Below are 14540 nucleotides of genomic sequence, written 5' to 3'. Positions count from 1 at the left end.
ACACTTATGCAGCTGGTTGATTTTCTGGAAAAAATGGTAGCTGTAAAAGCATCTGATATGTTTGTTACTGCCGGTATGCCGGTAGCGGCAAAGATAAACGGTGAAATGACGCCTATAGATGAAACCCCGCTGACAGATGCAGCCTCATTAAAATTGGTGCTATCGGCGATGAACGACAAACAGCAGCAAGAATTTATGAGCAGCAAAGAGTGCAACTTTGCTATTGCCAATGAGGCGGGGCGGTTCCGGGTATCTGCATTCTGGCAGCGCGACTGTGCTGGTATGGTTGTGCGGCGTATTATTACTAAAATTCCTAATGTGGACGATTTAGGCCTGCCACCAATCATGAAAGAAGTGATCATGTCTAAACGTGGCCTGGTGCTGTTTGTCGGCGGTACCGGTACCGGTAAGTCAACATCGCTGGCAGCTTTGCTGGGGTACCGTAACCGCAATGCCAAGGGCCATATTCTGACAATAGAAGACCCGATTGAGTTTGTGCATGAACACCATAAAAGTTTAATTACCCAGCGCGAAGTGGGTATCGATACAGAATCATTTGCAGCCGCACTGAAAAGCTCGTTACGTCAGGCTCCGGATGTGATCTTAATTGGTGAAATCCGCAGTCAGGACACCATGGAATATGCCCTGTCGTTTGCAGAAACCGGCCATTTATGTATTGCCACACTGCACGCCAACAATGCCAACCAGGCGATCGATCGTATTATGCATCTGGTGTCCAAAGAGATGCACCAGAAGTTACTGTTTGATTTGTCATTAAACCTGCGTGGTATCGTCGCGCAGCAGCTTATTCCTACTGCCGATGGCCATGGCCGGCTGGCCGCCATTGAGGTATTGCTGAATTCTCCGTTAATTGCCGATTTAATTGCCCGCGGTGAAATGGGCGAAATTAAAGCAGTAATGACAAAGTCACGCGAGTTGGGAATGCAAACCTTTGATCAGGCACTATACGATTTATATCAGCGTGGCCAGATTACTTATGCTGACGCTATTCACCATGCTGATTCACCGAACGACTTACGCCTGATGATTAAACTGCGCAGTGGCGATACCAAAGGGGCCGGGTTCCTGTCTGGTGTTACCATTGAGGGTTTGGAAAATAAAGACAATTAACCAACCGATGTCACAGTGAGGTTGCTATGGCTATTGCACAGATCATGACACATCGCAGCAAACTGGTTACCACTATGGCCGATGCCAGCCTGGCCTCGTTACGTGATGTGTTTTCCAGTGCGGGTTTTCAGCATGTGCCGGTGGTGGATCATACCAACCGTCTTGTTGGTATCGTGTCGGTAAAAGACTACTTCCGTGAACTTAGCCCGGTAATGGATTCTGCCAGTGATCCGGCCATCGGGCTGTTTATCCGCTCGCGCAAAGTGCATCAGGTAATGGTAAGCCCGGTTATTACCGTTAGTGAAACCACTGGCTTAAAGCAGGCTGCCGCTTTACTGTTGCAGCACAATATCAGTTGTTTACCGGTAACTGACGACTATAAGCATTTGCTTGGCCTGGTATCGTGGAAGGATATTATGCGCGCTGCACTGCACAAGCCCGTAGGTTAGCTGTTAACCGGCGCGCTGATAGCGCTTGTGCAAAATAGCCACCCGTTCAACATAGGCCTGTGTTTCGGCAAAAGGCGGAATGCCATTATAACGGCGCACATTACTGCTGCCGGCATTGTAAGCCGCCAGCGCCAGCGGTAACTCACCATTATGCTGTTTTAACAACTGAGCCAGATAACGACTACCGGCAGCAATATTGTGCTCCGGCACACTGGCATCGCTGACGCCAAGCTGCCTGGCTGTGCCTGGCATCAGTTGCATTAAGCCTACCGCGCCTTTACGTGATACTACTGACGGGCGAAAAGAGGATTCGGCATGAATAACTGCGCGGATAAGAGCAGGCTCAAGCTGATGTTCTGCTGCGGCTCTGGCAATAAACTGATCAAAAGGCCGGGTATACAACGGTACGGTATGCCAGTTAACTTTGGAGGCGGGATCGCAAGCAAAGCAGTCAAACCGTACCACCTGATAAGGCAGGTTAAGCGGCTGACGATCCGAAAATAGCGTTGTACCATCGCTTTTTACCGCTTTATATACTGCAATGGTGGGGGCGGTTTTTGTCTGCGCTTGCGGCAATACTGTACTGGCGTTGTCTGGTGAAAGCTTAAGCTGCTTTTTTTCCGGTGCCAGCGGTTCAGCCGTCAGCATCAGGCTGCAGCTTAAAATAAACACAGCAATGGCAGTACCGGCAAATGACAAAGCGACATCCATGCATAAATTCAGCGGACTGAAAGTAAAGCACTAAGCCGGTAAAAGCTCAAGCCATACCGCTTTATAAAAACCTCTAGCGGCTTTTATTCCGGTGTAGCTGGCGGTTCAGCCAAAACAGTACCGCAGCCACAATAACAACCACTACCGGCACACTGATACTTTGCCATTGTTTGGTATTTAGCTGTGGCAGCCAGTAACTCAGCGCATCAATGGCTTTGTCACTAAGCTGCACAGCATAGTAACTGATGGCTACCAGCGATAAACCCTCAACCATTTGCTGCATATTCAGCTGCAGTTTGGCCCGTTTGTCCATAGACGCCAGCAATTGCTGGTTTTGTTGCTCCAGTTTTAAATTAATCCGGGTGCGTAGCAGCTCGGTAGAGCGGCCTAAACGGCCAGATAAAGCATGCTGGCGGTATGCTACCGATTCACTGGTGCGAAACGCCGGTGTTAAGCGCCGCTCGGTAAAATCCTGCAATGACAACAAGCCTTCTATCGGGGTTTCGTTCAGGCTTCTGATCCGGTCCAGTGTTAGCTGGTAATAAGCGGCAGTAGCCTGCAAACGCGAGCTGGTTTCGGCAATCAGATGCTCAGTTTGGGCTGCCATGGTGGTAATTTCGTTAAGTAAATGCTCATCGTCACTCAGGCGCAGCTCTATGCGCTGGGTAATATCCGACAAGCGCTGTTCCAGCATATTCAGCTTGCTAAGTGCCTGGCGTGATTGTGGCCAGCCCAGCAGTGATAATTTGCGGTAATTACCAAGATCAAACAGCTGTTGCACTAAACGCCCTAGCGCCGCGGGGCTTAAGCCCTGATCCAGCAATAACATGCGACCGGCACCTTCGGCATGTTTTTGAAAGTCGGTCCAGATACGGGCTTTTTGCCCGGCCAGCATACTGCTGATGCAATTGTCCGGGTTAAATAACTGGTTGGTGTCAGCATAGCTTGTTAGCTGTGCCGGTGTAATAACGCTGAGCTGAACCACACGGAAAATCTGGCCCGGAATGTTATCCAGCCAGGTCTTCGTGGGTAGAAAGTCCAGTGGATCATCAAACAGCTGCTTTTCGCTGCCATTTTGAATAAAGATATAGCTGGAAAACTCGCCATGTTTTTCAAACCGCAGGTTGCCGCCAAACAAAGGCAGGTTAATGTCATGATCGGTTTCACTAAAATGGCTGCCTTGTGCTGTGGCCAGTTGTTGCATAAAGCTAAGTTCGCTGCTGCGTGAGGCTGGCGATACCGTTAGCATAAACTGACACAGCCGGCTTGGCGCCGTTAGCGCCGGAAAAGTACGTTGCTGCAATTCTTTATCCAGTACATCACGCAGTGGATGGCTGCGGTTATGTAGTCCGGTCATAATAATGCTCCTGAAGGAAGGCACAAAATATAGATGAGCACAAATACCGTTAGCTTAAGCAAAGCAGCTAATGTGCCAAATGCTTGCTTAACGGCAATATGGGCCTAAATGATTGCTGTAAAATGATATTTTCTTTACGTATTGGTGTAATTCCACTGCTTGTTATGCCGGGTAACCATGTGTTTGCCCTGAAATAACGCAGCCGCGGCGTAATTCAGTGCGCACTCAGTTACATTTGGTGTTGGAGGCGGGTTACAATGCCGCTCTTACCTTTTGTGTGTTCTGTCGGGTTTTAAACTTATGTCAATGGTGCTCAATCGTAATCTGGTTGTGGCGGTGGCCAGTGTTTTGCTGGCAATGCTGACTATTCAGTCGGGGGCTTCTATTGCCAAGCAGCTGTTTCCGGTAATAGGCCCAGAGGGCACTACCGCGCTGCGGCTGGGGTTTTCTGCACTGGTGCTGTGGCTGGTATTCCGGCCGTGGCGCAGCTTGCCAACAAACCGGCGTGACTGGAACGCAATAGTGACCTATGGCCTGTGTTTGGGCGGTATGAATATCTTGTTTTATTTAGCTATTGCCCGTATTCCGCTGGGTATTGGCGTAGCACTGGAATTTACCGGGCCTTTGGCCGTGGCACTGTTTTTATCGCGGCGTAAACGCGATTTAATCTGGGTAGCCTGCGCCATTGCCGGTATTTTATTACTGCTACCCGATATGCGCGGCGCCGACGCGCTGGACCCTGTTGGCGTAATACTGGCACTGGGCGCAGGTGCGTGCTGGGCCGGGTATATTTTGTTTGGTAAGCGCACCAATGCGCAGGCTTCTGGCGGTATTACAGTGGCGCTGGGTATGACAGTGGCTGCAGCCTTTTTGGTGCCGATAGGGGCTGTGAGCCAGGGTATGGCGCTACTTAGCTGGCAAGTGCTGCCACTGGGGTTGTTGGTGGGTATTTTATCCAGTGCCTTGCCTTACACGCTGGAAATGGTGGCGCTGCGTAATATGACATCACAAAACTTTAGTGTTTTTATGAGTATGGAACCGGCAATAGCTGCGCTGGCTGGTTTTGTTATTCTGGCAGAATTGCTTACGTTATGGCAGTGGCTGGCAATAGGCCTGGTTATCGTGGCATCGCTTGGCAGTTCGATCAGTTCAAAGCCCGATTAAACGGCAAAAACTTGATCCAGCGCCAATTGAAGGGCTACCTTATGCGGTATAACTGAAAACCTGTTTTAATACGGAGACTGTTATGACTATTACTACTGTAGCCCAATTAATGACGCCAGATCCCTTGTGTGTAACCCGGGAGGCCAGTTTAAAAGATGCACATGATTTAATGCGTGGCAAAAATATCCGCCATATTCCGGTAATAGATGCCGATGGCATTTTGGTGGGTATGCTGACGCAAAAAATTATGATTGCCAAAGTAATGGGCTTAATGGCGCAGTTTGGCGCCACCGCACTGGAGCGTAAAGAAAAACAGCAACTGGTAGCCGATATGATGGCCACCGATTTTGCAGCTGTAACGCCGGAGCAATCGTTAAAAGAAGTAGCAGGCTTTTTTGTGAAAAACCGCCATGGTTGTATGCCGGTGGTAGATGAAAACAATAAACTGAAGGGCATACTGACTTCTTCAGATTTTGTCCGGTTAGCGGCGCAATTATTGGAAAAACAATAAAAAAGCCTGCGTTACAGCTGGCTTATTGGAGAATACTCGCGCCGGTTTACTCACGCCAACGCGCCGTAAACCCATCCTTGGGGGCTCGATTCAGGCATCCATGCCTTCAACGGTTGGCTTAGAGTAAACCTCTGCTCGCTTGTATGTCTTGCTTAGTTGGCTAAGCTAACACCCATTTCTTGTAACAGGTTGTTTGCGCCGTCCAGCTGCATTTGCCACAGCATAAAACGGTGATCTACCTGAATAGAGCGGGTGTTGTCCGGGTTGTAGTCCCAGTCTGAAATGATGGAATCCAGCGTGCCGTCAAAGGCTAAACCTACCAACTCGGCTTTGCTGTTTAATACTGCCGAGCCTGAATTGCCGCCGGTAATATCCAGCGTAGCCAGGTAGTTTACCGGTACAGAATTTAAGCTCTCTACCTTATACGGGCCATATTGTTTGGCTTTTATGGCATCCAGCTGTTTTTGCGGTGCATTAAATTCGCCTTCGCCGGTTGCTTTGGCAGTAATACCACGCAGCGTGGTAAAGGGTGCCCAGGCATTGCCATCTTCATTGCCGTGCGCACGGCCTTTTACGTTACCGTAGGTTACCCGTAGCGTGCTGTTAGCGTCGGGGTAAACCGCCTGGCCTTTAGACTGCATAAAGGCTATTTTGGCGCGCATATAGCTGGCATACGCTTGCTGAATTTTACCGGCCAGTTCTTCTTCTTCGGCTTCACGTTTTAAATCGGTTTTATACAATGCTACTGCAGCTTTAACAAAAGCATCGTTACTTTGCGCAAATTGCTGTGGCGTGCTGTCCAGCAGGGCGGTGCGTTTAGCCAAATCAGTTAAATCGCTGTTGGCGTACCAGCTGTCAATCAGGCTTTTCAGCTGTTCGTTACTCATGCCATCTTCAATACCCATCGCTTTGTCGAAATCGGCGTTACGCTGCTTTTTCGGCAAAGCGGCATATTTGCTCAGGTTGTGCAGATCCAGCGCTTTTTCTACGCCAACATCCAGGTTGCGCTCCATACCTGCAACAAAGGCTTTGTAGCGCGGAATGTCGCGCTGCTGAAAGCCTGCTTTACGCTGTGCATCCGGTTTGGTGCTTTCCTGCGCTAAACGATACAGCGCGCGTGATGCTGCCAGCAGGCGCGGCGTGGCGTTGTTTAGCAGGTAATTGGCCCGTTCTTTAGTTTGGTTTTCTTTTAACAGTTTTTCTATTGCCGTTAAGTCTTTGGCATAAGCTTTTTTATTTTCGCTGTTGCTGTTAATCCAGGCTGTCAGCGCTTTATGCTCTTGTGTTTTACGCTGTAAAAAGTCGCTTTGGGCAAAGCTGTCCAGCATGCCCTGACGGTTTTTCATATAGTTGTTTAATCCGGCCACACGGCTGGCGTACTTTAACTCTGCATCTTTATTGCTGGCCGTTTCGCGGGCAATAATATCCAGGGTGTCTTTAAACTGGGCAACGGTATTGGGGTAGGCCCATTCAAAGGTTTCGCTAACTTCGCTTGGCAAACGGTGGCGGTTAGTGCGGCCTGGGTAACCCAGTGCCATAACAAAGTCGCCTTCTTTTAAGCCGTCTTTGGCCAGCGTTAAATGATAATCCGGCTTATAGGGCACGTTATCTATGCTGTAATCAGCCGATTTGCCTTCAGGGCTGACATAAGCGCGATAGAAACTGTAATCGCCGGTGTGGCGTGGCCACATCCAGTTGTCGGTGTCGCCGCCAAATTTACCTACTCCTTCGGCCGGAGCATGCACTAAACGTACATCTTTAATCTCCAGCTGTTTGATCAGATAAAACTCTAAACTGCCGTAATAGGCGGCTACGGTGCAGCGGTGGCCTTGGTCTTTTTCGCATTCAGCGATAATGGCTTTTTGGTTGGTTTCAATCGCGTCTACACGTTTTTTACCCGTTAATTTGGCAGTTTGGGTGTTAATTACCTGCTCTGTCACATTATCTACCGCTTTGGTGACAAAAATCCGGCTGCCGGGTGCAGCAGCAACTTCATCGCCAGGCTGTTGGGCTAAAAAGCCGTTGGCCAGTAAGTCGTTTTCCGGTGTTGAGTTATACGCAATACTGCCATAAGCACAGTGATGGTTAGTGGCAACCAAGCCATTGGGTGAAACGAAAGAGGCTGAGCAGCCGCCTAAGCTGACAATGGCAGCGGCAGGAAATTCGGTTAACTTGCTTAAGTTAGCCGGGTCCAGCTCCAGCCCGGCGGCTTTTAGTTCGCTGGCAATTTGCGGTAGTTGCTGTGGCATCCACATGCCTTCATCAGCCATGGCAAAACTGCTGGCCAGTGCCAGCATCAGAATGGATTTTTTCATAAGTGCTCTTTGTTTTAATTTTGACAGGAATATTACACGTAAGACGGCAGCTATAGTCGATGCCTGCACTGGCCTTGTCAATACTCGGCCAAGGTTGGGGATGCTGCTATGCGACAGTTATCGTAGTTCAAGCGTTGGGTGCTAGTGGCTTATTTATCCAGAAAACCAGCAAGGCTGGTTACGCCCCTGCCGTTTGGCTTGATACATAGCTGTGTCGGCCTGGCGCAGCAGTTCATCGCTGGTATTGCTACCCTGAAACAATACCAGGCCGATGCTGCAAGCGCATTGATGCATATTGTTTTCAGATAAAGGATAGGGGCGGGAAAGCTCTTGGGAAATTTTGGTGGCAATTTGTTGTATATAGTGTTTGCTGCGATCGGCATCCGTATCAATATCGCGCAGTAATACAATAAACTCATCGCCACCAAAGCGGGCTACGGTATCTGTCTGGCGCACGGTACTAAGCAGGCGGCTGGCTACATCGGCCAGCAAGTTATCGCCTTTTTTATGACCGTATATATCGTTTACCGGTTTAAAGTTATCCAGATCGATAAACATTAAACCACTGTATTTTTGGCTGCGTTGGCTGGATGCTATCGCCTGTAGTAAGTGCTCCTCTAATAAACGGCGGTTGGCCAGGCCGGTAAGGTTGTCGTAAAACGCTAATCGGCGGATCTGTGCGGCGCTGAGGCTGCGGCTAATAGCCAGCTCAGCCAGATTGCTATAGGCTTTAATAATATTAAGCTGGTCAGTTGAGGGGCTAGCCGGTTGATGATGGTAAATAGCAAAGGTACCCAGCACCTTACCCTGAGCATTTTTTACCGGCTGAGACCAGCAAGCCTTTACATCGGCCAACTGTGCCAGCGCCTGATAGGGTTGCCAGTATGGATGTGTGCTGATGTCTGTGACAATAACTGTTTCACCGGTAAACGCCGCAGTACCACAAGAACCTATGGCCATGCCAATGGTAACGCCGTCCAGTGCGTTATTATATTCGTCCGGTAACGACGGCGCTGCGCCGTGGTGCAGGGTTTGGCTCTCTTCGTCCAGCAATAGAATTGAGCACAGCATTTCGGGGTGCAACAGCTCTACCTGGGTCACCAGTGTGTGCAGTATGCTTTTTAGTTCGGCACCTTCGCTAATCTGGCTTAAAATTTGATTTTGTAAGAGTAGCTCTTGCGTGTGCTGCGCTACCTTGCGTGTTGTTTGTTGCAGGTGCTGCTGATAGCGGGTGTTGATCAGGCTGAGTTTTATAATTTGTAGTGTAAGTGTCGCCAGTATTTGCGCTATGCTGTTCAGTTGGGTTTTATCCATATTGCTGTTATTTAGCTGGCGCTTGCCAACCAACAAACTGGCAATATGTTCGCCGTCCAGCATTATTGGCGTGGCGTAATCTTGTTGGTTGTACCCGGCACATATTTCAGTTGCTTGCGCTAAATCATTACGGGCATCTGGCCAGTCAGATGACGCCAGCAGCTTGCCATTTATATCAAGCAATACCACGGGGGATCCTAATAGCTGCCGGGCATTGTTAAAAGCGGTATTAAGTGCAGAAAAATCAATAGTAGCAACCAGTTTGCTTGCTGGTTCGATATCGTCTAAGTACTGCAGTTGAGTGCTGCCGGTAGATACATCCTGCATCTGGGTTTGCTTAGCCTCGGCTTACATATGCGGTGGTTTAATCCTAATAACGTTAACAGTGTAGTCAAGGGACAGTATTGTTGCCACGTTAACTTTAAACCTTATAGTAAGTTAAAACAGCGCCGGTTATATATTCATAACCTGCGCTGGCTGTATAGATGAAAACTACGCCTGTCGTTTTAATTTGACGTTGTTACTTATGCCGCTGTTGCAGCACGTTAATTACGTCGTTTAGTTCAAGCTTCTGGCTGCGTAGCAGTACCAGCAGGTGAAAGATTAAATCGGCGGCTTCATTGGCCAGCTCTTCTTTATCACCAGCCATGGCAGCAAGGGCTGATTCGACACCTTCTTCACCAACTTTCTGCGCAATACGCTTTACGCCTTTGGCAAACAAGCTGGCAGTGTAGCTGCTGGCCGGGTCGCTACCTTCACGCTGTTTTATCACTTGCTCTAAATCATATAAAAACGCCAGTTGCGGGCTGTTGGCGCTGTTATCGTGCCAGCAGGTTTCGGTACCGACATGGCAGGTAGGGCCTTGCGGCAGTGCCAGCACTAAAATGCTGTCGGCATCGCAGTCGCTGTCGAGGCTAACCAGCTTTAAGGTATTGCCCGAGCTTTCGCCTTTGGTCCATAACCGCTGTTTGCTGCGGCTGTAAAACGTTACGTTGCCGCTTTGTAGTGTATGCTGTAGCGCATCGGGGTTCATATAACCTTGCATAAGTACTTTGCCGGAGATGGCATGCTGTACTATGGCTGGCAGAAGTTGGTTTTCGGGCCAGCTTAGTTGGTTAATTGTGTCTTGGTTCATAATTTCCCTTGTTCATTTATTCTGCCAGTCAGGTCTCAAAGCCTGCACCAAACGTCAGGCGCTTCGAACTTCGCCAAGACTCCGTACATTTTTTCTGCGACACGCCATAAACCCTCCCTGGGGCTCGATTCCGGCCATCCATGGCCTCCAACGGTCGCTGAAAAAAGCACATACGCCTTGGCTAGCATAGTTTTAGCCCCAACTAAGGTCTGATACTAATACTATCGGCAATCAGCTTGGCTTTTAACGCCGCTATCTCAATAATACCTTTATGAAACACACTGGCCGCCAGAGCGCCGTCAACGTCGGCTTGTGTAAACACATCGGTAAAATGTTGCATAGTACCGGCACCGCCACTGGCAATCAGCGGCACGGTGCAAATATCGCGGATGCTTTTTAACTGGGCAATATCATAACCCTGGCGCACGCCGTCCTGGTTCATGCAGTTAAGTACTATCTCACCAGCACCACGGCTTAACACCTCAGCCACCCAATCGCGGGTAAGCCATTGGGTTTTCTGCGTGCGGCTCTCATCACCGGTAAACTGATACACCTGGTACTGGCCACTGGTAACATCAAAAAAGCTGTCGATACCTACCACCACGCATTGCTGGCCAAAATGGTGGTTCAGCTCGTTAATCAACCCTGGCCGGGCTAATACCGGGCTGTTAACCGAAATTTTATCGGCGCCCATTTCCAGAATCTTTCCGGCGTCAGCCACTGTTTTAATACCGCCGGCCACGCAAAACGGAATGTCGATCACTTCTGCTATACGGCGTACCCAGCTTTTATCCACTACGCGGCCATCGCTTGATGCGGTAATGTCGTAAAACACCAGTTCGTCTGCACCGGCCTGTGCGTAACGCTGTGCCAACGGCACTATATCGCCGATAATTTCATGGTTACGAAACTGCACGCCTTTTACAACTTTGCCATCGCGTACATCCAGACAAGGAATTAACCGTTTTGCCAGCATGCTATGGCCTCCTCAAGCGTAAACTTACCCTCCAGTAAGGAGCGGCCTAAAATAACGCCAGCTACGCCGCTGCCAATTAAAGCGCGGATATCATTTAATGAGCCAATACCGCCCGAGGCCTGCCACTGAATTTGCGGATACTTTGCTGCCAGCTCTTTATACAACTGCACATTAGCGCCACTTAGGGTGCCGTCTTTGCTGATATCAGTACAAAGCACATGCTGGGCTCCGGCAGTGATATAACCATCCAGCACCTGCTCCAGCGTAATATCAGATTGCTCTATCCAGCCATGCGATGGCAGGGTTTTCTCGCCTTTGTCATTAATGGCAACATCCAGCGCCAGCACAATTTGCTCGCCGCCATATTTATGCACCCAGCTTTGTACCAACTTGCTTTGACGAATGGCCAGGCTGCCAATAACCACACGCCCGGCACCAGCGTCGAGTAAGTCAATCAGGTCCTGCTCGCTGCGCACACCACCGCCAACCTGAATATGTAGTGGTGAGGCGGTCATCAGTTCGGTTAATAATTTCAACTGACGTTTGCCGGCATCTTTGGCGCCGGATAAATCAACAATATGCAGCCAGTCAGCACCTGCACCGGCATACTGATTGCGCAGCCCAATAGGGCTGAAATCATATTGGGTGGTATTGTCATAGCGGCCCTGATACAGCCGCACCACATTGCCGTCGATAAGGTCAATTGCCGGAATAATCATAATTGCCACTCCAGAAAATTCTGTAATAAGCGCGCGCCGGTTTTACCCGAGCGCTCGGGGTGAAACTGGGCTCCGGCAACATTATCTTTGCCAATTACCGCCGCAAAATCGTTGCCATAATGGCACTGTGCCAGGCTGTAGCTGTCTGGCGCTACGGCAAAACTATGAACAAAATACATATAGTCTGTTTCGGTAAAACCCTGCATTAACGGATGGCTGCTGATATTTTTCAGCGTATTCCAGCCCATATGCGGCAGGCGCAAGCCTGCGCTTTGCATTGGCAGCACTTCACCTGGAATAAGGTTTAAGCAGGCAACGTCGCCTTCCATGCTATGGCGGGTAAGCAGTTGCATACCCAAACAAATACCCAGCATGGGTTGTTGCAGGCTTTGTAAGGTGTCTATCAATTCAGCCTGTTGCAGCTTCGCCATGGCATTGTGCGCGGTGCCTACGCCCGGCAGCAGTACTTTATCTGCCGCTTTAATTACCCTGGCATCGCTGCTGATGCTGGCGTTAACGCCTAAGCGTTTAAACGCAAAATACACCGAGCTGATATTGGCGCAGCCGGTGTCAACAATCACCAGTTGCATTACAGTACCCCTTTTGAGCTGGGCAGCGCTTCGCCCGATACAGTAATAGCCTGGCGCAGTGCGCGGCCGAAAGCTTTAAACAGGCCTTCAACTTTGTGGTGCTTATTACCTTCGGTGATGCTTAAGTGCAATGTCATTAGCATGGCATCGCTTATTGACCTGAAAAAGTGCGGCACCATCTCCAGGGTTAAGCCGCCAACCGCACCGTCGCCCAGCTCACCGTTAAAGACAAACAGTGGCCGGCCGGATAAGTCCAGCACACATTCAGCGCGGCACTCATCCATTGGCAGCACAAAGCCAAAGCGGTTGATGCCACGTTTATTGCCCAGCGCCTGCTTTAATGCCTGGCCAAGCGCCAGTGCGGTGTCTTCCACGCTGTGGTGATCGTCAATATGCAAATCACCGCTTACTTTTACCTGTAGTGAAAAACCGCCGTGGGTGGCAATTTGCTCCAGCATATGGTCGAAAAAGCCGACGCCGGTGCCAAAAAAGTTATTGCCGCTGCTGTCCAGATCCACTGAAATTTCAATATCCGTTTCGCGCGTGGTGCGTCGCACTGTGGCTTTGCGACCGCGGCTTAGTAAGCGCTTGGTAATCTCGCCCCAGCCCAGATTCTCGCGGTTATATTGAAATGACGGCAGGCCCATATTTTCTGCCAGTTGCACATCGGTTAGCCTGTCACCAATTACATAAGAGCTGGTAAAGTCGATTTTGCCCTGCTGCAGGTAGTCTTTTACCAGCCCTAGTTTAGGCTTACGGCAGCTACAGTTGTCTTTATCAAAGTGCGGGCAAATCAATACATCGTCAAACTGAATACCCTGTGAAGTGAGTAACTGCATCATTTTATTGTGCGGTGCATCAAAGGTATCACGCGGGAAACTGCTGGTACCCAGCCCATCCTGATTGGTAACCATTACTAACCGATAACCAGCCGCCTGCAGTTTTAACAAAGCAGGCACCAGGCCAGGCTCGTAGACCAGTTTTTCCAGACTGTCGAGCTGTTTGTCTACCGGCGGTTCTTCTACCATGGTGCCGTCGCGGTCGATAAATAAAATAGGTTGGCCACTCATGCGCGTTCTCTCTGTGCTGTTTGTTGCCGGGTTACCAGCGAGTTAAAATAGTTATCCATTACGCTGTATAGTGCCTGCATTTCGGCCGGGCTGCCGACCGACACCCGTACTACCTGCGACAACCCCAACTGGCTGGATTGATTACGAATTAAAATGCCTTGTTGTGCCAGTGCCGCTACGCATGCTGCCGCATCGTCTACCTGCAGCAATACGTAGTTGGCATTGCTGGGCCACACTTTACTAATGCCGCTGCGCTGTCTGGCATAAGCGATAAACTCAGCCCGCAAGGTGTTTATTGTTGCTACTGTACTTTGCATTACTGCGACAGATTCAGCTGTTAAAGCTTGTGCGGCAATTTGCGCTACCGGTTCAGCAAGCGGGTAGGGTGCGATCATTTGTTTTAGCGCATTAATAATATCCGGAGCAGCCAGGGTAAAACCGCAGCGCAAACCTGCCAGGGCAAAGGCTTTAGACAGGGTGCGTAGTATCACCAGGTTTGGATACAGTGGCAGTAAATCCACTACTGACGCGTGCAGGGCAAACTCAATATAAGCTTCATCCAGCACCACTAAGGCGCTGTCTTTATAGTGCTCCAGAACGGCAATAATTTGTTCGCGCGGGATTAAATCTCCGGTGGGGTTATTCGGGCTGCAAATAAACACCAGTTTGGGCGTAGTTGAAAATAACGCCGGTAAATCCAGCGTGAAATCGGCGGTAAGCGGTACTATATTCACCGGTACCTGATTACTTTGCCCACTTATGGCATACATGCCATAAGTGGGCGGGCAAATGCTGATGCTGTCTTGTTTCGGCTCACAAAAGCTGCGGATCAACAGCTCAATGCCTTCATCGGCACCCCGGCTTACCAATACCTGTTCTGCAGCTACACCGGCGTAAGCGGCATAGCTTTCGATCACCGCTTTGGGCTGGCACGACGGATAACGGTTAAAGCTGCCATTTAAACTATATTCCGGTGCCAGCGCGTTTTCATTAGCGTTCAGCCAGATCGCGCCGCCACTCATACTGCTGCGGGCTGAGGCATAGGGCACTATGGCTTTTACTGCGTCACGGGCCAGTGAGTTGATACTGTTACTCATG

At 49.8% G+C, this 14540-nt stretch carries 14 protein-coding genes; 4 read left to right on the top strand and 10 right to left on the bottom strand.

What is annotated here, in order from left to right; all coding sequences use genetic code 11:
- The first annotated feature begins 6 nt into the window (after positions 1-6).
- Together M2404_RS14860 and M2404_RS14855 are read left to right on the top strand one after the other, a co-directional pair.
- Entirely contained in the window at positions 7-1131 is a 1125-nt protein-coding gene (locus M2404_RS14860) for a PilT/PilU family type 4a pilus ATPase (RefSeq protein ID WP_259240555.1), read from the top strand.
- A gap of 26 nt (positions 1132-1157) precedes the next feature.
- On the top strand, positions 1158-1580 hold the full coding sequence (locus M2404_RS14855) for a CBS domain-containing protein (protein ID WP_259240554.1): 423 nt from the start codon (positions 1158-1160) through the stop codon (positions 1578-1580).
- Between the two features lie 3 nt (positions 1581-1583).
- Here M2404_RS14855 and M2404_RS14850 read toward each other — a convergent pair whose 3' ends face one another.
- Together M2404_RS14850 and M2404_RS14845 are read right to left on the bottom strand one after the other, a co-directional pair.
- Positions 1584-2279 (bottom strand): lytic transglycosylase domain-containing protein, encoded by a 696-nt coding sequence (locus M2404_RS14850; protein ID WP_259240553.1) that lies wholly within the window; start codon positions 2277-2279, stop codon positions 1584-1586.
- An 85-nt stretch (positions 2280-2364) separates the two neighbouring features.
- Positions 2365-3648, bottom strand: coding sequence for a DUF3422 family protein (locus M2404_RS14845; RefSeq protein ID WP_259240551.1), 1284 nt, complete (start codon positions 3646-3648; stop codon positions 2365-2367).
- Between the two features lie 300 nt (positions 3649-3948).
- Between M2404_RS14845 and M2404_RS14840 the strand changes: the two genes are divergently transcribed.
- A complete protein-coding gene (locus tag M2404_RS14840; protein ID WP_259240550.1) occupies positions 3949-4812 on the top strand; it encodes an EamA family transporter in 864 nt (287 codons plus the stop codon).
- A gap of 82 nt (positions 4813-4894) precedes the next feature.
- Entirely contained in the window at positions 4895-5323 is a 429-nt protein-coding gene (locus M2404_RS14835; protein ID WP_259240549.1) for a CBS domain-containing protein, read from the top strand.
- Between the two features lie 152 nt (positions 5324-5475).
- Here the strand turns inward: M2404_RS14835 and M2404_RS14830 are convergent, their stop codons facing one another.
- The 8 genes from M2404_RS14830 to hisC form a co-directional block, all read right to left on the bottom strand.
- A complete protein-coding gene (locus tag M2404_RS14830) occupies positions 5476-7638 on the bottom strand; it encodes a S46 family peptidase (RefSeq protein ID WP_259240548.1) in 2163 nt (720 codons plus the stop codon).
- Positions 7639-7791: 153 nt separating this feature from the next.
- Complete coding sequence (locus M2404_RS14825; protein WP_259240547.1) at positions 7792-9279, bottom strand: diguanylate cyclase domain-containing protein; 1488 nt, start codon at positions 9277-9279, stop codon at positions 7792-7794.
- 193 nt (positions 9280-9472) lie between these two features.
- Positions 9473-10087: a bifunctional phosphoribosyl-AMP cyclohydrolase/phosphoribosyl-ATP diphosphatase HisIE gene (gene hisIE / locus M2404_RS14820; RefSeq protein WP_259240546.1), complete on the bottom strand. Its 615-nt coding sequence runs from the start codon at positions 10085-10087 to the stop codon at positions 9473-9475.
- Positions 10088-10289: 202 nt separating this feature from the next.
- Positions 10290-11063 carry an imidazole glycerol phosphate synthase subunit HisF gene (gene hisF / locus M2404_RS14815; RefSeq protein WP_259240545.1) on the bottom strand — a complete coding sequence of 258 codons (774 nt, stop codon included), beginning with the start codon at positions 11061-11063 and terminating at the stop codon, positions 10290-10292.
- Positions 11045-11782, bottom strand: coding sequence for a 1-(5-phosphoribosyl)-5-[(5-phosphoribosylamino)methylideneamino]imidazole-4-carboxamide isomerase (gene hisA / locus M2404_RS14810; RefSeq protein ID WP_259240544.1), 738 nt, complete (start codon positions 11780-11782; stop codon positions 11045-11047). The genes hisF and hisA overlap by 19 nt, the downstream gene beginning before the upstream one ends.
- Positions 11779-12372 (bottom strand): imidazole glycerol phosphate synthase subunit HisH, encoded by a 594-nt coding sequence (gene hisH / locus M2404_RS14805; RefSeq protein WP_259240543.1) that lies wholly within the window; start codon positions 12370-12372, stop codon positions 11779-11781. Before hisH ends, hisA begins: the two co-directional genes overlap by 4 nt.
- Entirely contained in the window at positions 12372-13442 is a 1071-nt protein-coding gene (gene hisB / locus M2404_RS14800) for a bifunctional histidinol-phosphatase/imidazoleglycerol-phosphate dehydratase HisB (protein ID WP_259240541.1), read from the bottom strand. The genes hisH and hisB overlap by 1 nt, the downstream gene beginning before the upstream one ends.
- The gene (gene hisC, locus M2404_RS14795) at positions 13439-14539 is read right to left on the bottom strand and encodes a histidinol-phosphate transaminase (protein WP_259240540.1); all 1101 of its coding nucleotides are present in this window, start codon (positions 14537-14539) and stop codon (positions 13439-13441) included. Before hisC ends, hisB begins: the two co-directional genes overlap by 4 nt.
- Between the last annotated feature and the right edge of the window lies 1 nt (position 14540).

Origin of the sequence: Rheinheimera pacifica, assembly GCF_024809855.1 — a bacterium.
GTDB lineage: Bacteria > Pseudomonadota > Gammaproteobacteria > Enterobacterales > Alteromonadaceae > Alishewanella > Alishewanella pacifica_A.
Note: the sequence above shows the minus strand (reverse complement) of the source record. Positions and strands in the feature narration are given on the sequence as shown.

What these genes read in the sequence shown, in the direction of transcription:
- M2404_RS14860 (WP_259240555.1), top strand. Translation starts at nt 7, where the DNA reads ATGCAGCTGGTTGATTTTCTGGAAAAAATGGTAGCTGTAAAAGCATCT.
- M2404_RS14855 (WP_259240554.1), top strand. Translation starts at nt 1,158, where the DNA reads ATGGCTATTGCACAGATCATGACACATCGCAGCAAACTGGTTACCACT.
- M2404_RS14845 (WP_259240551.1), bottom strand. Translation starts at nt 3,648, where the DNA reads ATGACCGGACTACATAACCGCAGCCATCCACTGCGTGATGTACTGGAT.
- M2404_RS14840 (WP_259240550.1), top strand. Translation starts at nt 3,949, where the DNA reads ATGTCAATGGTGCTCAATCGTAATCTGGTTGTGGCGGTGGCCAGTGTT.
- M2404_RS14835 (WP_259240549.1), top strand. Translation starts at nt 4,895, where the DNA reads ATGACTATTACTACTGTAGCCCAATTAATGACGCCAGATCCCTTGTGT.
- M2404_RS14830 (WP_259240548.1), bottom strand. Translation starts at nt 7,638, where the DNA reads ATGAAAAAATCCATTCTGATGCTGGCACTGGCCAGCAGTTTTGCCATG.
- M2404_RS14825 (WP_259240547.1), bottom strand. Translation starts at nt 9,279, where the DNA reads ATGCAGGATGTATCTACCGGCAGCACTCAACTGCAGTACTTAGACGAT.
- hisIE (WP_259240546.1), bottom strand. Translation starts at nt 10,087, where the DNA reads ATGAACCAAGACACAATTAACCAACTAAGCTGGCCCGAAAACCAACTT.
- hisF (WP_259240545.1), bottom strand. Translation starts at nt 11,063, where the DNA reads ATGCTGGCAAAACGGTTAATTCCTTGTCTGGATGTACGCGATGGCAAA.
- hisA (WP_259240544.1), bottom strand. Translation starts at nt 11,782, where the DNA reads ATGATTATTCCGGCAATTGACCTTATCGACGGCAATGTGGTGCGGCTG.
- hisH (WP_259240543.1), bottom strand. Translation starts at nt 12,372, where the DNA reads ATGCAACTGGTGATTGTTGACACCGGCTGCGCCAATATCAGCTCGGTG.
- hisB (WP_259240541.1), bottom strand. Translation starts at nt 13,442, where the DNA reads ATGAGTGGCCAACCTATTTTATTTATCGACCGCGACGGCACCATGGTA.
- hisC (WP_259240540.1), bottom strand. Translation starts at nt 14,539, where the DNA reads ATGAGTAACAGTATCAACTCACTGGCCCGTGACGCAGTAAAAGCCATA.